This window comes from Neobacillus sp. D3-1R (assembly GCF_052180215.1).
Taxonomy (GTDB): Bacteria; Bacillota; Bacilli; order Bacillales; family Cytobacillaceae; genus Pseudoneobacillus.
In genome coordinates this window covers 2186865-2205482 of the sequence record NZ_CP197471.1, presented here as the reverse complement: position 1 = coordinate 2205482, position 18618 = coordinate 2186865, and the positions used below count along the sequence as shown (strand labels likewise).

The window sequence follows — 18618 nt, the reverse complement described above, 5'->3', positions numbered from 1 at the left end:
ATTTTTTGATAAAAGCTAAAATGATCAACCGGATTTGAAAATTTATCAACCGCTTTGAAAAATTAACAACCGAAATCAAGTTATTATCAACCAGTTATAAGGTTTATAAAAAAAAGAGTAGAAAAAAGCCTCTATATAAAGGTTCTTCTACTCTTTTTATTTACAGCTACATAATTCTTATGAATTCGGTAATTCTTTCACCATATCATACCAAACGACTCCGCCGAGGATAGAGGTTGAAATACCTTTGTTCACATAGTTGTGTTTTTCATAGTAGGGAATTAATCCTTCTTTACAGGTGAGAGTGATCGTTTTGCGTTTTTTGGAAGTAGCCTCCCTTTCCAGGTGGTTAAGTAAAGCAGATGCGATGCCTTTTTTTTGAAATAATGGCGACACAGCTATCCCTAAGATACTTTGGTGGTCACCGCTCGATGGATTAGGCTCTATTTCTACGAATAAATCATCTGTAATGTATGCGTCTTTAATTACTGGACCATTAACAAAACCGATGATTGTTCCCTCTTCTTCTGCTACAAAGAAACTATCGGGAATTCTTAAAATACGTTTTTCAAGCGCTTCTTTGGTTGCTGCTTCATCTTTTGCAAAACATGTTTGTTCAATCATAAAAATATCATCTAAATCATGAATGTTCGCATTTCGTATGATCATTTCCACTTCTCCTCATTAAAATCTGACTGTACTTTGGAATTTATTTCTACTTACGAAATATCTCTATATTATCAGTCTAGCAAGTTTATTAGGAAAATTCTATTTATTTTTGTTAAATATAAAAAAATGGTCATATTTAAAACTGGCTATCTTGAGTTCAAGGTTTTCGATTGTTAAATTAGAAATGGTTAAATTCATGGAAAAAAGGAGCAATCGTATGATTAATAAATTTGGGAAAATCACGGTATATGTTAATGATCAACAAGAGGCAAAAGACTTTTGGTTAAACAAAATGAACTTTGTTTTAAAATTTGAACAAGCTATGGGTCCGAATATTTCTTGGATTGAAGTTGGGCCAAGTGAAGACGAATTTACAACTTTAGTTCTTTATTCTAAAGCTGCCATGGAAAAACAAAATCCATCTAAGGTTGCACATCCTTCCATTCTTTTCAGCACAACAGATGTTGAAGCGTCTTATGAAAAAATGAAGCAAAACGGTGTTGAAGTCGAAAACATGCTTCGCATGCCATTTGGAACGATGTTTACCTTTAAAGACCAAGATGGAAATGAGTACATATTAAGAGAAGATAAATAGTTATTAATAAAAAAAATCCTCACCATTTATGAATAAATGACATAATTGGCAATAAAAATGGCGTGCAAACTGATTACAGTTTTACACGCCATTTTTATTTTTAAAATTAATGTTGTTTTGCTAGACTATCTATGAAAAATTAAAACGGCCTCCGTTCCTGCCCCTTCCTTACTGGAAATCTTAATTTCTCCTTTGTGCAATTTCATAATACTCTTGGCAATATGGAGTCCTAAACCAGAGCCCCCAGTTTCTCTACTTCTTGACTTATCCACCCGATAAAAGCGTTCAAAAATTTGATCAATTTCATCCTCTGGGATTCCGATACCTTTATCTTTTAGCTTTATAATGGCGTGATGGTCAGTTTGTTCGATTAAAACCTGTATTTTGCCATTACTGTATTTAATGGCATTATCAAGTAGTATAATGATTACCTGTTTTATTTTTAATTCATCCGCAGAAATGATAATTGGATCATGATCATACTGTAAAGTGATTTCGCGCTTATAAACATCTTTGAGTTGTTTTAAAATATTTTGGCATAAAGTGACCAAATTCACCTGTATCATTTCTAAAACATTTTCTTTCTCTAGGTTAGCTATGTCAAGAAAAGTCTCAGTCATTTTTTGGATTCTAGTAGCTTCTGAATGAATGGCCTGAATCGCTTCTTCAGCGATTTCTTTATTTTCTATTCCATGCCTTCTTAAAAGATTTGCATAGCTTTTTATGACGGTTAATGGTGTCTTTAATTCATGTGAGGCATCTGATACAAACTGTGATTGCTTCGTTAGATTTTCCAGTATTCTATTAATCATCCGGTTAAATGTTTGAGCCATTGTTTGGAGTTCGTCTTTGGCTTTATTTTCAATGGGAATGGTCTTAGGAACACCACTAGTTTCAATTTCCTCCATTGTTTTTATCATATTAGAAATCGGTCTCATAATGGTACTAGCTAGCCATCTTCCTCCCAGCAAGGATAATACAGCAGCCAATATTATGCACATAATCATAATGGCTCTCAGAGTTTCTTTCCTTGCTTCTAGACCTACGAGTCGTTCTCCAATTTCTAAACTTTGGTTATCATTTTTCATTGGGACATGAACAATCAATATCTGCTCTTCTCCATGTTCTGTGGAGATGATATGAGTCTTAGCTTGTTTTTTTATTGTGAAATTTCCCTTTATTTTATGAGCAAGTACCTTATCATTCGTTACTTGATACATCATCTTATCATTAGGTCCCATAATTCGAATATAGGAATGTTCCGTTAAATGATCTCTAAAAGTTTCCTCTATTTCATTTGATGTTTGTTTTCCATCAATATCTTTTAATATATCTCCGGCCTTTTGATACTGCATATCTTCTTCCATATTTACGGTAGTTTGCATAAATAAAAAATAAACGACAAAATTAATGATAATTAAGATACAAAGCATCCATGCGGTAGTTAAAAGATTAATCTTTGTCGTAATCTTCATCCGTTTTCTCCTTCATGGTGAAACCTACCCCTCTTACGGTCGTAATCAGTTGAATAGGGAATTCTTCATCAATCTTTTTTCTTAGATGTCTTATAAAAACATCTATGACATTCGTTTCGCCTTCGTAATCATATCCCCAAACGTTCAAAATAATGTTCTCGCGTGTAACGACTTTATTTTTATTGATAACTAAGTAAACGAGAAAATCATACTCTTTTGGTGTTAAAGTGATGGATTTTCTACCTCTTTTTACTTCTCTTGTTTCTGTGTTTATGACCAAGTCCCCAACTATTAATAGGGTTTCATCTTCTTTGGAATCTGTATGGTAATATTTTCGAAGACAAACACGAATGCGCGCTAATAATTCTTCAATTTCAAAAGGCTTTGTCACATAATCATTGGCCCCTTGATCCAATCCAGACACTTTATCGAATGTTGTATTCCGAGCAGTCAACAGAATAACAGGTGTTTCGTTGTTTTCCTTCCTTAATCGCCTTAAGACTTCAATTCCACTTAAACCAGGTAACATGACATCCAATATAATCAAATCAATTTCTGATTGTAACGCCCTTTCAAGTCCTTTTTTACCTTCATGTTCCACTGTCACTTGATACCCTTCATATTCAAGCTCCATTTTTAACACACGAGCAATTTGAATCTCATCCTCCACTACAAGAATATGTTTTTTCAATACTCCCCCATCCTCTCTTTATACTTTTCTAAGACAAGCCTCAACATTTCAAACAACAAAAAGTTAAAGAATATCCAAACACCGCCATATACATATCCGCCCATAATATCACTTGGAAGTGTACTAGTTGATTCAATTTTTACAATGGCTATACCAGCCAATATAAGCAGAAACAATAAAGAAGTAAATATGGCTGTATAGCTCTTTTTCGAGTGACGGACAAGTAAAAAAAAGCTTGTCCCGTAAATGATGAACATAATAAAGGCATTCATATCAGGAAAATCCGCTGAGTGGAATTTCCCAAAGAACCCGAATGATTGAAGGTAAGTAAATGTCTTACTGATTAAATCATGGAAAGGCTTTGCTCCAGCTGTGGAAACGCCGAGTAGCAGATATTCTAGGAATCGGTTCCGTCCATTACTCCAAATCCAGATCATAGTTATGGCTATAATGGAAACCAATGAAATTGGGGATTGGAATACAACAAACCCTTTCATCCAGTCCGTATATACGACAGATTCTACCATATATTCAGCCAATTCGTTGAACTTACTAAACTCATCATCTAAATAATCTTGAGCAAGTCCAAGCATTAAGCTAACCATTCCGATTAAAACGAATGTAAGGAAAATGAGAAATAATTCCGTTGCTCTAATGGTTTTTAAACGTTCCATCAACCGTTTCAATAGATTGGTAAAAAAGTATTCGATTTGAATTTTAAAAAACCGGTAAGCAAAAAAGCCTGTTACCAATACAACAATGACAATAATGAAAATAACGAAATATTTACTTGCTGCTTCATGGAAAACTTTCCATTCAGGTCCTAAGACTTTCCCTAGAGTAATAAAACAAACGCCCCATAGAAATGCACCTGCATAAGCAGGAATGATAAATTTTCGAAATGGAATTCTAGATATTCCGGATACATAACCGGTAAAATGCCTAATTCCCGGAATGAAATAAGCAAAAACTAATAATTTACTGCCTGAGTGTTCAAACCAAGAAGAGACTTTTTTATATCTCTCAGGTCCTAGGTGGATATATTTCCCGTATTTTTCAATTAGTTTATATCCTCCTGCCTTCCCAATCCAGTAGGTTACAGTAATTCCAGCACCCCCTGATAAAAAAACGGTTAGAAGTGCCAAAATGTAATTCATTTTCCCCTGGTAAACAAAATACCCAGCGTAACTCATTAAGAATTCACCAGAAATGGGCAAAGCCATGAGTTCAAGAAAAATACCTAAGAACAAGATCAGATAACTGTGTTGTTCAAATAAATGTATTAAATATGACATCTAACTGCCTCCGTATATAGCAAAGATCCTACTTATATTGGTTTATACACTTCCATTTTGTTCTATATAAAAACAATGTAGCACGATAAAGAAACGCATTTTCAAAATTAATGGATTCTTAATGATGAATTAATTAAAAAAATAGATTGTTGGCTGTAAAAATAAAAAACCTATTCCCTTTGCGAACAGGTTACTAGCTTTTTCACATTGAATCTCAGTTAAAGTTTTTTTACTCTTATGGGGCTTACCATTAAAACAGCAAGGATGATGGTAATCCATGCATTACTATAGGAAAAGAATCCCATTGCAGCGATTGGCAATCCAGCAGCTGGAATAGGCAACCCGCTAAAATACCCTATAGTTGGTTTGACATTAAACCTTGCTAATCTTAATGCTCCTAATAAGGGGAAAAGGATAAATGCCAATGAAGTCAAAATAGACGGTGCAGCTATTGTGTGAAATAACAACGCAGGAGCAACACCAAAACTAACTATATCTGCTAAGGAATCCAATTGTACACCTAATTCACTGTTCACTTTTAATCCTCTAGCAATCCTTCCGTCAAGAAGATCAAAAATTGCTGAAATAAAAATGAAAACGGAAGCTACTTCTAAATAGCCACTCATATTACAGGTAATGGAAAGGACCCCGCACAATAAATTTCCCAATGTAAATAAATTGGGTACTGCTTTTGCTACTTGACTAAACAAGGTTATCTCTCCTGACCTTAAAATCATTTTATTTTGATTTTCTAGCTGTTCCCTTTTCTTTATTTTTAAACGACCTTTTGCATTTTAATGAAATATTAATGTTTTATTAGTGGAATATACAGATTCCTTTTGTATTATTAACTTGCCCAGATTGATTGAAGTACCATACTTGAATTCTCTACAAAAACGAAAAAGTTATTTGGGTTCTATTAATATAAGTCTTGGGAGGAAAAACAATGAAAAGACTTGTAGAGGCGACCATGCAAAGAGCCATTCTTATGATTGTATGTGTGGTCATTATCTTAGCTTGGGGAGGTATATCTGCTTACCAGATGCAAAGAGATTATTTGCCTGGAATTAACAATACTACCCTTTCTGTAAGTATGAGGGTATCTGGTTTACAAGCTGCACAGGTAAAGCAACTAGTAACAGATAATTTGGCAAGTGCCGTCAAAACAGTGGATGGTTTATCCAATGTAGAAACCACATCTTATGACGGTGGATTATTTATGAGTTTATATTTTCCAATGAATACAGACATGAAATTAGCCGAAGATCAAGTTAATAAAGCGTTGGCAAATGCAGACCTTCCGTCAACGATTACAAGCACTCCTTCGGTTACCCGATTAACAACTAGTTCATTCCCCATTTTGACTTATAGCGTAACTAGTTCAGTATTAGATGAACAAACATTACGTTCAACTGCCACACAAGAAATGGTCAAACAATTAAAGTCTGTGCCAGGTGTATCGGATGTATCAGTTATTGGTGGAGCAAAAGATGGATTAGTATTAACGGTTCGAATGAAAGACCTCGTGAAAAATGGATTGACTTTGGATGATGTGAATAAATCGTTTGCATTGGCTGTTCCATCCTTACCACAAGGAAATATCGTTAACAACCAATTATCCATACCCGTTTCTTTTGATGGATTACCATTAACACTAGAACAGATGGAGAACGCAACGATTAAGAATAAGGAAGGAAAAGCCATTCCGGTTTCAGCATTTGGAACCATTATTCATTCATTAAATGATGTTAAAACAGTTTCTAGAACAAATGGAGCACCAAGTGTTACGTTAAACGTTATTAAGACACCGTCTGCGAATATTACAGATGTAGCTGACCAAGTAAAGGATCGTGTTGCACATCTTCACTTAGATACTGTAAATCCAAAGGATGTATCGTTTAACGTATTACTTGACCGAGAAGAAGAATTAAACAGCTCTCTTTTCGGATTAGTTCGTGAAGGTTTACTAGGTTGTTTATTCTCTATGATTAGTGTGTTCTTCTTCTTCCGAAATATAAGAAGCACATTATTAATTACTATTTCATTACCAATTTCTTTGTTAGCAACCACAGCTTTTTTAAAGTCAATGGGTATTACGTTAAATATATTAACGGTATCAGGTTTGATTGTAGCAATGGGTCGTATTGTCGATGATTCGATTGTTATTTTAGATAACATGTATCGTAAACGTGAGGAAAACAAGGATAAATCTATGCTGTCTGTCCTTGCATCATCTGTTATCGAAATGATTCCTGCCATTTTAGGGTCTACGTTAACGACAATCGCCGTTTATATTCCGATTGCTTTTGTCGGTGGAGTAATTAGTGCATCATATAGTGGATTTGCTTGGTCAGTCGTAATAGCACTTATGATTTCTTTCTTTGTTGCTATGCTCGTCATCCCTGCTCTTGCTTTTATGGGATGGAAAGGTGGAAACGGAGAAAAACAAACAGTTACACTCGATGCAAAAATGAAACCCATTTTGCAATCAGCGTTTAAACACAAAAAAGCCATGATTATGGTTTCTATAGTCGTCTTTTTAGGTGCTGGTTTCTATTCTGCTTTTCTCCCAGTAAGCTTATTGCCAAGTGGGAAAATTGGACAAATTGCCATCAAAGCAGAATTGCCTAAAGGAAGTACATTAATTCAAGTAGATTCTGAAGTTCAAAAAATCGAAAAAACATTAAAGGAAAATCCCAAAGTGGATGCTTATTCAGCTAATTTCGGTTCCACTATGACACCACAAAGTGATGATGTTTTTGACCAAGGCGGAGGTTTTATCACCTATCCAAACGTGGCAAACCTAGCTGTAGTGTTGAAAAACGACAAAGATGCTAATTCTGTTATTAAACAATTACAACAAGAGCTACCGTCATTATCTAAGAATGTTATTTATACAGTAACCAGCCAGAATATATCTGGTGATGACTCACAAATGCGGATCCTTTTTACTGGTTCAGACCAAGCTACTTTGGATCAGGTAGCTCAAGAAGCAAGAACCCATTTATCAAATATAGATAACTTAAGTGTAGATGGAAAAGTAGATTTAACGAATGGTTCGCCTAGATATAAAGTCACTTTTGACCAAAAAGCAATTCAAGATAAAGGCATGAAAGTGGCAGACATTTTAACGGTCATTAATCGTTATATGTCCTCATCGAAAGATGCTACTGTTACAATGGATCATAAAGCTTTTCCTGTAGATCAATTTTTGGATCAAATTTCAACTGGAACAAACTCATCCATTTCGTTAAACGCAACGGCCGATGATGTGTTAGCTTCTCTTGGAGGTGAAACATTAAAAGGTCATAACGGCGAAATGGTACGTCTTGACCAAATAGCTAAGATTGAAAAGGATCAGTCACCTTCAACCATTAGCGAGCGAGATGGTCAACCATTTTCCTTAGTTACAGCACAAATCACATCAAATGATATTGGTAAAGTTTCAAGCCAAGCAGAAAAAGCTTTAAGTCATATGAAACTACCAAAAGATGTAACGTACTCATTGGGTGGAATTTCTGAACAAGTAAAAGACATGATTTTCGATATGTCTGTAGCCGTTGCTTTTTCTATTCTTTTGGTATTACTAATCACTTCTTCCATTTTCAAGGGATGGAGAGCACCTTTATCAGTACTATTAAGCATTCCGCTTGCTTTAAGCGGCGTAGTGATTTCACTTATTCTATTCCATGGCGAATGGAACTTAGCCGCATTAATTGGTGTTCTAATGCTTACTGGAATCGTGGTTACGAACGGTATTGTATTAATTGATAAAATCGAAAGAAATCGCAAAGAAGGAATGCTGGTTCAAGACGCTGTATTAAATGGTAGCCTTTCAAGGATTAGACCGATTTTAATGACAGCAGCTGCAACCGTTCTAACGTTGTTACCACTTGCCTTTACTCATAATGCCGATACGGTCATTTCACAAACGCTTGGAATTGTCGTAATAGGTGGTATGGTAACTTCAACTATCAACAGCTTTATCATCATTCCGATCATTTATGAATGGTTGCATAAAAAATCATCAACAAATGTATCTTTCGATGCAAAAAGTATGAACTAATAACTTCAAAAAGGCTGAGAGGTTTTCCTCCAGCCTTTAGTTTTTATGATTATCTTTTACATGGACTCGAAAAAACTTCTGGTTGTAATATGAAAATTGATTCTCCATTTAAAGTAATGAACCCAACGGGTATGGAGTATTGCTTTCTTTATCATTACAACCACTAACTAATAATGCCATTATAAAAACCGATAAAAATATCTGTTTCATATAACACCTCCGCTTAATTAGACGGAAAACAAATAAAATATGTTCCAAAAAATATAGAATGAGTTTTCTTCTTGAACAATCCTGCTCTACATTGGTTCTCATGACAAAAAGCCGAGATAACCAAGTCTTTATGAATAAAAACTTGTATAATCTTGGCTATAGCCATAAACATCTTATGGCATAATCGCTCTTGATTAGTGAATTAAGAAGTTTAGAAACTTTCATATTCCCTAATCCCCTTTTTAAAGTAATAATTACTTTTATTATGACGTTCTGACATTAACCTAACATTTGTAAGACTACAAGTTTGGCAAGAGGGACATTCAATACGCCAAGTGTCTATATAGACTTCTATTTCTTCAAAAGGCTTTTTTTGTAGAGTTAATGCGTGGTTCATTATACCTTCGTATACAACAATATCATATATGTTAGAAAGGATAGTATAGGAATGTTCACCATCTATTTCACCATTATATTCCCAATACTTTTCTAACTTCGTATGCTCATACCTACATTCTTCACATTTCAACATTTTCCCTCCGTTCAGTTTCTTAGGTGAAATTAAAACTCTTCGTTAGTTAAAATTGTCCTCTTTTTTTGGGATTCTCATATTCTTTTCTTTTAAAAAAGTCTGATGAGATTAAAAGGCCTGAACCGATAATAATCAAGATTATTATCATTGGCTTACTCATTTAAGTTAGAATATTTAGTTTTTTTAGAAATATTGGAACAAGAAAAATAGCTAAACCAAGTAATTTCATCAATAAAGATCATTTTGTGTTGTTTAATCATTGTTTTCCCCCCCACAAATTTCATACTGTTAAATATTAACTACTCCTAAAATTAATTCCTTGTTAAACTCAGCAGCCTAATTATCCTACTCACAAGAGTGGTCTAGAAGAGAAGTAGATACAAATAAAACTTTCCTATTCTGGACTTCTTCAAATAATTTGTTGAGGAACAATTTCTCACCTTTAAAACATTAAAAGACTCTACAACTTATTGAAGTAAAGCTCATCGTTACTTAAGCAAGATCTATCTTATTCTGGACTATCTAAGTTTTGTAATGCTTCAAACAATCTATTTTGTATACTTTCATTATCACTTACATAAAACACCAATATGTTATTTATTCCATATGCTTTATGTTTTATCACTTCTGCTGTTGCTGTCATCTCTTCAAACCTTTGAATTCCTTTACCTCTATCACTCGCAGAGGGAAAAACATATACTGAAAATGTATTATCTTCTAAATTATATACTTCAGGAACAATACCGTTTAATTCTTTAATAAACACATTATCACTTGGTAAATCCATCTTTTCTAATTCAAATCCTTGCTCTTTTATTACAGTTTCTAGATCTTTTAAAGATATATCGGTTGTTTCGGAATGTGCTTCTGCAACTGGTTGGCTACAAGCCACAAAACTTCCAAAAATGAATAAAAACGAAAATAGTAAACTTAAGAATTTCAATTTTAAACCTCCTAATTTGCTCTCCCATTATTTTACCAAATATCGTTGTTGTAAAGTTCAAATAATTTTTGCATCCTCAATTAATCTGGATCTTTACACCTTTAAGGTATGAAAATAAGCCAAAGATAAACAAGTTATGTATAAAAACTTGTTTATTTTTGGCTTTATAAAATCCATGTTAATGGAAGGATAGCTCATCGTTTGTTGAATAAGAATAACACAAATTTTTGAGTGTTTTGTCCTATTTCAAATATTTCTTGTAAGTTGGATATTTGGGCATCTAAGTACCTCCACAACTTTTTTCTAATATTCACTGATGCATTAGATATTTCTATAAAAAGACCAACATCTCTTTGCCGTTGTTTATGTCTTTCGTAAAATTCCTGATGCACTGGATACCTTTTGTCTCTCAATGCCTGGTAAAATTCATCTACATTTTCATCAATCACTTTTTCCTTATTTGCAGGATGTAGATATTCGATTTTATCTGATAGATTGGCTTGAGAATAGTAAGGATTAGGATAACACTACATAATGTATACAAACAAATTAAGAATAAATTTTTCATTTAGGCTTACTCCTTTTTAAAAGTAATGTGACTTAAATGTTTTTTTAAACTAACCTTCTCCCATACTTTCCGAAGGCTAAATAAAAAGCTGAAAACACAAGTAGTGAATAAAAACTTGTATGTTTTCAGCTTATTGGGATCGTTTTTTATAAAAGAACAGCTCTTACGTTACTTCCTTATGGTCAATACTATTCTCGTTTAACTCCTATATCTCCCTTACCTTCTTTATCGAAGATTGCAGCAACCAAAAACCTAAAAATGTAATTACCACACTTAGAAAAAGCCAATAATCTGGAGTTTTGATTGTTTTTGAAACATCTAATAAACAACCCAAAAACCCACTAGAAAAACCAAAGTAAAAAATTATTAATCCGAATTTACTAATGTACGATAAATTTCCCCACTTACTAGGTTTATAACTAATTTTTATTACATACCTTCCAAATTGTCATTTTCCTCTATTTCTATAAATTGGATTATTCCAAAAATATATAAACAATAAGGAGTAGAGTACACTTCCGCCTAAATAAAGATATGAAGCAATTTTGCCAATAGTATTTTTAGGTCTAAGAAACCTTAATAACTTTTTCAAAAAAACACCACCATTATTTGTAATTACATCAATATTAATTACTTTTATTCCTACTTAAAAATATATCATTGGAACTCATTTTACATCTTAGGTAAAATAATCCAAACCTAAGAGAAATAAAGTAAAATAACTTCGCCAATTGCACAAAAAAGCCTTACTCCTATTAAAGTAGTAAAGCTCTCCGGTAACGTATACATTTGAAAAAGTATTGTTTATTAACTTCTGATACTTATTAACTATTTCCTACAAAAAGCCTCATATTGTTCATTGGATATGTTTTCAACTTGATCTACATTTTCCAAATGAAAATCGAATGGTTGCTCAGGACCACTAGGACTGTCCATGAAAGTTATGATATATAAATCATTGGGAGGATTATGAGGCCCCGTAAAAGTAGTTAACCCTACTCTAATTAAATGCTTATTATCAAATCTTTCAATACTGAGGATCTTTTTACAATCATATAATCGGTTTGTTATCTTTAATAAATGTGAAGCATAATGCTGAAATAAAACGTCTTCCATCATTTCTTCTTTTGTTGATGCCGGATTAATTTTATTTGCTGCATATGCTCCTGGATCACTAGTAAAAACAAATATCAACAAAGCTAAGAAAAACTTCTGCATTGGTTTTTTCACCCTTTAAGATTTATTTATTTTACTTAGCATTCTCAAGAGTGTACTATTAGAGTCGTTTATACATAAAAGGAATTGTTATAAGCCACTGCTTTCCATTTTTCCATAATAAAAAGTAGATGCATTAGCAACTATGATATTTCACTAATGCTCTTACGTTAGTTCCTTTAATTTTCATCCATCTCATTTTCTGCTTTTATTTTCGTTTTTCTTAGATCAATATACATAAGGATATTAAACCAAAACAGACTAAGTAAAATATGTGTATTCGTATTAACATTATTAAAGAATATCATTGATAAATAACCTAATATAAAACTTATAATAACACCTACAATAATAGCCATTATTTTCATCCTCATCATTTATCTCCCGATCCATACTTAATTTATTATTTCAACAAAAAAAGCCTTACTTCCTGCTTTTGGCAGTAAAGCTCACCGTTACTTTAAGTACAATCCTTCACAAACTTTCTATAGAATATAAAAAGCGACCTACTATTTGTATAAACGCTCAATTGACTAACTATTTATCAGTAATATTTAAAGTAATGGTTGGATAAATTGAAACAACATCATTAAAATAAGACCGATTACGAACAAGATTGAAATAATTTTATATGGCTTCTGATACCATTTCGGAAATTGCTCTATTTTTTTGGGGGATTGAAAACCATTTACAATGTCGCCATGCTTTATCACATCATTAAAAGGTGTCCTGTCTAGTTCCATTGAATTTATTAATTGTTGAGGATTTTGGTGAGGCTCTATAGTATGATGAAAATCTTTTTCTTCTAAAATCTGCTTTGAGGAATTTTCCATTATCATTCCCTCCTTTCAATAAGTGCTAAGCTCTTTCTTCATTTTTATATGAGTTTAACACCTATATATGTATTGCCTATTTACTAGTTACAAAAACCAACAAAGTTTCAGAAAAGAGTTTTTTTAAAAAAAAGCACTAATTTACACTAATGCCTTTAAGGGTTAATTTTCAATTCGCTTTTCTAGAATAAAAAGTCTCTTAATCTATCATTCATTTCAACCAATAAATCCAAAATTTGATTTTCCATTCCGGTCACCTACCATTTCATATAAGGTATTTATTAATACCTTACTACTCTTTTAATAGACATTTCTCTTTTTAAACTATTTTTTACTTTGAATAAGTTTGTTATTAGGTTGTGGCAATATCTCATATGTTTTAGCTAATGCATATTTTTGACTAATCCAAAGTTTACCTTGTGCAATAAAAACCTCCGTTAGTTGCCCAAGGAAATATTGTTGCGAATTCTTTCTTTCCGTTAAGAATTCTATTAATTTTAATTAATAATTCTAAATTATATTGGGTAGATGTTAGCTGTAACAAGCATAGAAACCCATACTCCAATATATAAAGGAATGGAATACACGACTCAAACTTTAATTTTTGTTTCAATTGAGATTGCTACCTCTACTCATTTCGCAATACGTGTTCTCCACAATTTGAGAACATCTTCTTTAGTCATACCGGGTAATGCACAAACTCAAGTTGCACAATGGTGTACTTTAACGATGGTCCTTAAATGGAGAAACTTTTATCGTCCCAAATAGGGACGATCTTTTTATTTTGTCATCTTTATGTTAACCAAACTTTAGTTCGCTTTTTGGGTCAATTTTGACATAAGCATAGTATATCTAAGTAATTTACAAAAATAAACAAAGAGTAAACAATTGATAAGTAAAAACATACGTTCTCTGCAGATTAAGGCATACGTACATAGAATTAAACTAATCAATAGTTCTTATAACCAATTAGTTAAATGCCCATTCCTCTTTGAACATGGACACATACACTATTTTTGAAACAATTTGAGGAGGAGATATAAAATGGAAAGACAATTCTTTGGCGGTTACCCTGGTTATGGTATGGGTTATGGCGGTATGGGTTATGGCGGTATGGGTTATGGCGGTATGGGTTATGGTGGCATGGGTTATGGCGGTATGGGTTATGGCGGTATGGGTTATGGTGGCATGGGTTATGGCGGTCATGGTATGGGTTATGGTGGCATGGGTTATGGCGGTATGGGTTATGGTGGCATGGGTTATGGCGGTATGGGTTATGGTGGTCACGGTATGGGGTTTGGCGGTCATAGATAGGATTTCACTTAAAAAAATAAGTATTATTGTTAGTTTTACCACATAAAAAGCATTTGATTCCACGAATGTGGTTTAAGTCCAATAACATAAAAAATTTTACAGCTGTTTATATACATAACCTGTATATAAATGGCTTGTTTTGTTTTCTATGCCCACAAAACATACTGCCGGAACCAACACCTTAGATTGCAAATACATAAAAAAAAATTAAATTTAAGGGTATGCAATTTTTTCACCTGCTTTTGATGGGTGTATTTGTTATAAAACTCATCCAAAAATCTCTATATCTTCTGCTACTTAACTCCCCATTAACACAACAACAAAAGGAGCTGCTGCCACAACTCCTTGTAAGCTCTAGCTCCCCGTTAACTTAATAATAATTTCTTTAATTGTTAATTATAAGAGAAACTTGGAATGGAGGTTTTTTTATGAGAAAAAGCCGTTTCATATTGATTGCCTGCTTAACTCTTTTCTCTTATTCACCTGTTAAAGCTGAAACGGTAACTAAAAATGATGTACAGTTGCGTGATGACTTGATTTTCATTATGCTTTATCCCTCGATTCAACAGGAATTGAAGAAACAATATGGCGAAATTAAACAAAATATGTGTGGTAAAATAACCTAAATTAAGAAGCTGCCAATAGGCACTTACTTATTTAATGTCAGAGTGCAGGTAACGACATTTGAAGGTGCACACAGCCCCCCACATGATTTAGTGACAATCACTTTTAGTAATGAAAAAACCAAAGAGTGGCAGGCTATTGATTTCAAAAAAAGAAGGTTAAAACCAAATGAAATAACTAAATGCAGGCATCCTTTGTAAAAAAGGGTGTTTTTATTCTGATATTCATCAAATAAACTGCTACCGTTAGTACATTAAAAAAGACTCTACTCCTTATTGCCCAAAGCGTTCTTGCTTATGATAAAACCGCCTATCGTTAATGAAATAAAAGATAAATATTAATAGTACAAAAAGGCTAATTTCAAAATACCTATCATTGATATTTGGTAAATAATGTATAATAATAAGGAGGTGGTATTTTATGCCACTATGGAGTTTTATATTAATGATCTCTGGAGGATTAATTGGAATAGGCGTTATTAAATATCACCCTACAGTTATTTTAGGTGTATTTTTACCAAGAAAATTTCATTTATTCTTAAGCAACTAACCTTCCTCGTTAGTTTAAGTGAATTTATTCACAAGCTCATATTCAAAGGTTCCAACAATAAAACTGTTAAACTAATGCTGTAATTCCAATTATAGCGACTTTGAATTATCACGAATAATATTTTGGAAACGAATAAGCATGATGAGTTAATTCACCATGCTTTTTACAAGGTTATTTATACTGTTATGTATGATTTTGCTGTTCAAAAGAAAAACCGTTATTAATAGGTGGTGATCATTTTTTAAAACTATTAAGTAGATTTGAAATAATGATTGATTTCTTGCATATGTTTCCCCCATGTTGCTAGGGATTTCAGCGAAGGAACTAAATCCTCCCCCTCTTTTGTCAGTGAGTATTCCACTCTTGGAGGGATCTCCATGTACTGCTTTCGGAAAATTAGTCCGTATTCTTCCATTTCTTTTAAAGATTGAGATAATACCATATTGGTAATTCCATCTACTTGACGCTTCAATTCGTTATAACGGAGAGTTTTGTTTTGTCATAAAGCCCAAATAATCGGAAGGCGCCATTTTCCGCCAATAATATTCAAGGCATAATTTAATGGGCAATCTTCTTTTTTGGTGATTCCAGCTGGTGCACTATCCATGGAAAAACTCCTTTTAATTAGCATTTATTATTAAGTCAGTTTTTTCTGACCTACTCATCTTTTTCTGCGTACTTGATTTCATTTAGTCGTATCTTTAAATTATATAGTAGATACATAATTAATAGTTATAAAAGGAGAGGAAAATATGAATCTTACCTATGAAGTGATTCCTGAGGAAAAAAGTGAGTACTGCAGAGAATTATGCAATGAACTTATGACCTTTCAAAAATCAGTAGCCTCCATAAAACCGGAACTGTTTGATAACATGAATTTTGATACTAGAATGGTTCCATCCTTAAAGAATGCATCACACAATTATATTGTGGTTGTAAAAGATGAAGAAAAAGTAGTTGGTTACGTCTATTCTAATATCTCTCCAAAAGAAGTCTATTCCAATGAATTTGCTACATTTTTTGACCTTTCCTCGGTTAGTAAAAATCATGTCGGCTGCTTATCTCAATTTTACATTAAAGAAAATTACCGTAAATATGGCGTGGGCTCTACCCTCTTCAAGATGTCAATGGAATGGCTGAAAGGTTTTGAAGATGTAGAGGATTATTTTATCTATGTCTCTAACGGGAATCAAGATGCGTTAGAATTCTATAAGCGCAAAGGCTTTTTCGTTAGCCATGATATTTTAGGCGGGTTTATTACCGTTTTAAGAAATAAAGCTTTATAAATAACCTATTAAAACAAAAGACGTGCTTCCTTAAAAGCACGTCTTTTTCTAGTCCCTCTACCCTTTTATCAAAAGAGTCAGTTATTTTTCTTTTAAAAATTCACTATTTTCTTAAATTAGATTTTTTCTCAAGATTTGCAACTGTTTTGTTCAGCCAATAGGCAAACTTTTCTTTTTCTTCAAATTGAGGATAATGTGCAGAATGGTCGAATAGAACAAAATCTTTTACTGGAGCCTCAAGTTGGTCATAATAAGATTTTGCAGCATCTACAGAGGTCATATAATCATATTTTCCCATAACAAAATAAAATGGAATCTCCAGTCTATTTACGATCCTTGTAATATTAAGTTCTTTTTCTTCAGGTATCAAAATCTTCTGTGAAAGAGATACGCCTAACAAATAGCGGACAACATCAAGCAAGTTATATTCTGGACTAAAAAGAAAGCCAATATAATAATCCAAATTGTCATTAATATTTCTTGCTGCTCCACCATATTTTCGAACCAAATTTCTAGGCGTGATCTTTTCTCCACTTTCAATGGAGTCTCGAAGCCTTTCAAGTTTTTGAACATCTTTCTCGTTTTCGGCTAGTTCTGCCTGTTGGATGGTGTAGGCTAAGCTGTCCTTTTCGCTTTGAATGGTATCCGCTACTTGGCCGATACCAATATAGGCTTCAAATTTATCTGGTGCTTTGGCAGCCGCTTTCATTCCAATATACGTACCAAAGGAATGGCCAATCAGCAATACCTTTTTTTGATTAAACTGATCTGTCACATAATTTGTCAATTCCAGTAAATCTTCTACATGTAAATCAGTTGATAAATAGGAATAATCCTCGAAGAAATGATAGGATTTACCGCTTCCTCTCTGATCATAATGAACAATCGTATAATTTTTTTCTAGTAAATTTTGATACTTCCTGACATATGGAATCTCAGAACAGCCTGGTCCCCCATGAACAAAAATAATAATTGGATTTCTCCGGTCCGTCCCTCTTATCATTACTTCTAGTTTTGTCCCATTGATTTCAATTTGTTCCAATGAACTAATGCTATGATCACCTTTTATTTTTGGGGTCCAAGTAGGAAAAAGGAATCCCAATAAACATAAGATATTGAGGATTCTTATAATAATCTTCCATACTTTCAATTTATTCACACCTTTTAAAATCTAAAGTTACTGGACACATTATTGCTCCATCTTCTTTTTACGGTCTTTTATGAACATGAAAATGCTCAAGGTAGAAAAAGAAAGGCCGCCAATCATGAATATAATAAATTGTGTCCAGATTATGATGACCATCTTATCTGTTAAACCATTCCCGATTGGGCCAACTTTCGGTGCATAGGCGTAATATAATTGATAGGTTGATATCCCCATATAAATAAGTGCACTAAACATTAAGATGTATTTCCTCATTACGTTTCACCTCTTCCTTAATTTTACATTAACGAAACAATAAATTCCAAAAATGACAATCTGATTCCACTCTATGTACAGTATAATTTAGAGGAAGGAGTGATACTTTTGTTGGTAAAACCCATGCGTTTTTTGATTACTAGTCTAATTCTCTTTTCTATATAGGACAGGGAATCCGTTATTTTTATAAATAAGGCTATTTTAGAAGTCTTATCGGACACACAGTACGCTAATTGGTATTATCAGCCCAAAAAGACCACTTTTTACCTAAATAGAGGATCGTGTGTCCTATACAAAGGGAAAAACACTATGTTTTTCACAAATAACGGAATC

The 18618-nt window shown here is 33.2% G+C and carries 21 protein-coding genes; 7 read left to right on the top strand and 14 right to left on the bottom strand.

Going from position 1 to position 18618, the window contains the following annotated elements:
* Window positions 1-177 precede the first annotated feature (177 nt).
* Entirely contained in the window at window positions 178-669 is a 492-nt protein-coding gene (locus ACSBPO_RS11325; RefSeq protein ID WP_442600152.1) for a GNAT family N-acetyltransferase, read from the bottom strand.
* A 217-nt stretch (window positions 670-886) separates the two neighbouring features.
* Between ACSBPO_RS11325 and ACSBPO_RS11320 the strand changes: the two genes are divergently transcribed.
* Entirely contained in the window at window positions 887-1264 is a 378-nt protein-coding gene (locus tag ACSBPO_RS11320; protein WP_442600151.1) for a VOC family protein, read from the top strand.
* A gap of 125 nt (window positions 1265-1389) precedes the next feature.
* Here the strand turns inward: ACSBPO_RS11320 and ACSBPO_RS11315 are convergent, their stop codons facing one another.
* From ACSBPO_RS11315 to pssA, 4 genes are all read right to left on the bottom strand, one after another.
* Window positions 1390-2739 (bottom strand): sensor histidine kinase, encoded by a 1350-nt coding sequence (locus ACSBPO_RS11315; protein WP_442600150.1) that lies wholly within the window; start codon window positions 2737-2739, stop codon window positions 1390-1392.
* The gene (locus tag ACSBPO_RS11310) at window positions 2717-3430 is read right to left on the bottom strand and encodes a response regulator transcription factor (RefSeq protein ID WP_442600149.1); all 714 of its coding nucleotides are present in this window, start codon (window positions 3428-3430) and stop codon (window positions 2717-2719) included. Before ACSBPO_RS11310 ends, ACSBPO_RS11315 begins: the two co-directional genes overlap by 23 nt.
* Window positions 3427-4725, bottom strand: a complete 1299-nt coding sequence (locus ACSBPO_RS11305) for a VTT domain-containing protein (protein ID WP_442600148.1) — start codon at window positions 4723-4725, stop codon at window positions 3427-3429. Before ACSBPO_RS11305 ends, ACSBPO_RS11310 begins: the two co-directional genes overlap by 4 nt.
* Before the next feature lie 218 nt (window positions 4726-4943).
* Window positions 4944-5462 (bottom strand): CDP-diacylglycerol--serine O-phosphatidyltransferase, encoded by a 519-nt coding sequence (pssA, locus tag ACSBPO_RS11300; RefSeq protein ID WP_442600147.1) that lies wholly within the window; start codon window positions 5460-5462, stop codon window positions 4944-4946.
* Between the two features lie 209 nt (window positions 5463-5671).
* On the opposite strand from pssA, the gene ACSBPO_RS11295 reads away from it, so the two are divergent.
* Window positions 5672-8791, top strand: a complete 3120-nt coding sequence (locus ACSBPO_RS11295; protein ID WP_442600146.1) for an efflux RND transporter permease subunit — start codon at window positions 5672-5674, stop codon at window positions 8789-8791.
* Between the two features lie 421 nt (window positions 8792-9212).
* Here the strand turns inward: ACSBPO_RS11295 and ACSBPO_RS11290 are convergent, their stop codons facing one another.
* The 5 genes from ACSBPO_RS11290 to ACSBPO_RS11270 all read right to left on the bottom strand — a co-directional run bounded on the left by ACSBPO_RS11290 (window position 9213) and on the right by ACSBPO_RS11270 (window position 13092).
* A complete protein-coding gene (locus tag ACSBPO_RS11290; protein WP_442600145.1) occupies window positions 9213-9530 on the bottom strand; it encodes a hypothetical protein in 318 nt (105 codons plus the stop codon).
* Window positions 9531-10041: 511 nt separating this feature from the next.
* Entirely contained in the window at window positions 10042-10476 is a 435-nt protein-coding gene (locus ACSBPO_RS11285; protein ID WP_442600144.1) for a hypothetical protein, read from the bottom strand.
* Between the two features lie 1396 nt (window positions 10477-11872).
* On the bottom strand, window positions 11873-12262 hold the full coding sequence (locus ACSBPO_RS11280; RefSeq protein WP_442600143.1) for a hypothetical protein: 390 nt from the start codon (window positions 12260-12262) through the stop codon (window positions 11873-11875).
* Between the two features lie 176 nt (window positions 12263-12438).
* Window positions 12439-12633, bottom strand: a complete 195-nt coding sequence (locus ACSBPO_RS11275; RefSeq protein WP_442600142.1) for a hypothetical protein — start codon at window positions 12631-12633, stop codon at window positions 12439-12441.
* Window positions 12634-12813: 180 nt separating this feature from the next.
* Window positions 12814-13092 carry a hypothetical protein gene (locus tag ACSBPO_RS11270; RefSeq protein ID WP_442600141.1) on the bottom strand — a complete coding sequence of 93 codons (279 nt, stop codon included), beginning with the start codon at window positions 13090-13092 and terminating at the stop codon, window positions 12814-12816.
* 1044 nt (window positions 13093-14136) lie between these two features.
* On the opposite strand from ACSBPO_RS11270, the gene ACSBPO_RS11265 reads away from it, so the two are divergent.
* The 4 genes from ACSBPO_RS11265 to ACSBPO_RS11250 all read left to right on the top strand — a co-directional run bounded on the left by ACSBPO_RS11265 (window position 14137) and on the right by ACSBPO_RS11250 (window position 15579).
* On the top strand, window positions 14137-14406 hold the full coding sequence (locus ACSBPO_RS11265; RefSeq protein ID WP_442600140.1) for a hypothetical protein: 270 nt from the start codon (window positions 14137-14139) through the stop codon (window positions 14404-14406).
* A 428-nt stretch (window positions 14407-14834) separates the two neighbouring features.
* A complete protein-coding gene (locus tag ACSBPO_RS11260) occupies window positions 14835-15032 on the top strand; it encodes a hypothetical protein (RefSeq protein ID WP_442600139.1) in 198 nt (65 codons plus the stop codon).
* A gap of 42 nt (window positions 15033-15074) precedes the next feature.
* Entirely contained in the window at window positions 15075-15230 is a 156-nt protein-coding gene (locus ACSBPO_RS11255) for a hypothetical protein (protein ID WP_442600138.1), read from the top strand.
* Between the two features lie 220 nt (window positions 15231-15450).
* Window positions 15451-15579: a hypothetical protein gene (locus ACSBPO_RS11250; RefSeq protein WP_442600137.1), complete on the top strand. Its 129-nt coding sequence runs from the start codon at window positions 15451-15453 to the stop codon at window positions 15577-15579.
* Window positions 15580-15829: 250 nt separating this feature from the next.
* On the opposite strand, the gene ACSBPO_RS11245 is transcribed toward ACSBPO_RS11250, so the two are convergent.
* Together ACSBPO_RS11245 and ACSBPO_RS11240 are read right to left on the bottom strand one after the other, a co-directional pair.
* Window positions 15830-16021: a winged helix-turn-helix transcriptional regulator gene (locus tag ACSBPO_RS11245; protein WP_442600136.1), complete on the bottom strand. Its 192-nt coding sequence runs from the start codon at window positions 16019-16021 to the stop codon at window positions 15830-15832.
* Between the two features lie 57 nt (window positions 16022-16078).
* Window positions 16079-16186 carry a winged helix-turn-helix transcriptional regulator gene (locus ACSBPO_RS11240; RefSeq protein WP_442600135.1) on the bottom strand — a complete coding sequence of 36 codons (108 nt, stop codon included), beginning with the start codon at window positions 16184-16186 and terminating at the stop codon, window positions 16079-16081.
* A gap of 145 nt (window positions 16187-16331) precedes the next feature.
* Here ACSBPO_RS11240 and ACSBPO_RS11235 point away from each other — a divergent pair, with 145 nt between their 5' ends.
* Window positions 16332-16865, top strand: coding sequence for a GNAT family N-acetyltransferase (locus tag ACSBPO_RS11235; protein ID WP_442600134.1), 534 nt, complete (start codon window positions 16332-16334; stop codon window positions 16863-16865).
* Window positions 16866-16968: 103 nt separating this feature from the next.
* Here the strand turns inward: ACSBPO_RS11235 and ACSBPO_RS11230 are convergent, their stop codons facing one another.
* Both ACSBPO_RS11230 and ACSBPO_RS11225 read right to left on the bottom strand, forming a co-directional pair.
* Window positions 16969-18015 (bottom strand): alpha/beta fold hydrolase, encoded by a 1047-nt coding sequence (locus ACSBPO_RS11230; protein ID WP_442600133.1) that lies wholly within the window; start codon window positions 18013-18015, stop codon window positions 16969-16971.
* 39 nt (window positions 18016-18054) lie between these two features.
* Complete coding sequence (locus tag ACSBPO_RS11225) at window positions 18055-18285, bottom strand: hypothetical protein (RefSeq protein WP_442600132.1); 231 nt, start codon at window positions 18283-18285, stop codon at window positions 18055-18057.
* Window positions 18286-18618 lie beyond the last annotated feature (333 nt).

Coding starts and splice junctions, on each gene's coding strand:
- ACSBPO_RS11325 (WP_442600152.1), bottom strand. CDS start 669: ATGATCATACGAAATGCGAACATTCATGATTTAGATGATATTTTTATG.
- ACSBPO_RS11280 (WP_442600143.1), bottom strand. CDS start 12,262: ATGCAGAAGTTTTTCTTAGCTTTGTTGATATTTGTTTTTACTAGTGAT.
- ACSBPO_RS11235 (WP_442600134.1), top strand. CDS start 16,332: ATGAATCTTACCTATGAAGTGATTCCTGAGGAAAAAAGTGAGTACTGC.
- ACSBPO_RS11265 (WP_442600140.1), top strand. CDS start 14,137: ATGGAAAGACAATTCTTTGGCGGTTACCCTGGTTATGGTATGGGTTAT.
- ACSBPO_RS11295 (WP_442600146.1), top strand. CDS start 5,672: ATGAAAAGACTTGTAGAGGCGACCATGCAAAGAGCCATTCTTATGATT.
- ACSBPO_RS11250 (WP_442600137.1), top strand. CDS start 15,451: ATGCCACTATGGAGTTTTATATTAATGATCTCTGGAGGATTAATTGGA.
- ACSBPO_RS11315 (WP_442600150.1), bottom strand. CDS start 2,739: ATGAAGATTACGACAAAGATTAATCTTTTAACTACCGCATGGATGCTT.
- ACSBPO_RS11245 (WP_442600136.1), bottom strand. CDS start 16,021: ATGGTATTATCTCAATCTTTAAAAGAAATGGAAGAATACGGACTAATT.
- ACSBPO_RS11305 (WP_442600148.1), bottom strand. CDS start 4,725: ATGTCATATTTAATACATTTATTTGAACAACACAGTTATCTGATCTTG.
- ACSBPO_RS11240 (WP_442600135.1), bottom strand. CDS start 16,186: ATGGATAGTGCACCAGCTGGAATCACCAAAAAAGAAGATTGCCCATTA.
- pssA (WP_442600147.1), bottom strand. CDS start 5,462: ATGATTTTAAGGTCAGGAGAGATAACCTTGTTTAGTCAAGTAGCAAAA.
- ACSBPO_RS11275 (WP_442600142.1), bottom strand. CDS start 12,633: ATGAGGATGAAAATAATGGCTATTATTGTAGGTGTTATTATAAGTTTT.
- ACSBPO_RS11260 (WP_442600139.1), top strand. CDS start 14,835: ATGAGAAAAAGCCGTTTCATATTGATTGCCTGCTTAACTCTTTTCTCT.
- ACSBPO_RS11225 (WP_442600132.1), bottom strand. CDS start 18,285: ATGAGGAAATACATCTTAATGTTTAGTGCACTTATTTATATGGGGATA.
- ACSBPO_RS11320 (WP_442600151.1), top strand. CDS start 887: ATGATTAATAAATTTGGGAAAATCACGGTATATGTTAATGATCAACAA.
- ACSBPO_RS11270 (WP_442600141.1), bottom strand. CDS start 13,092: ATGGAAAATTCCTCAAAGCAGATTTTAGAAGAAAAAGATTTTCATCAT.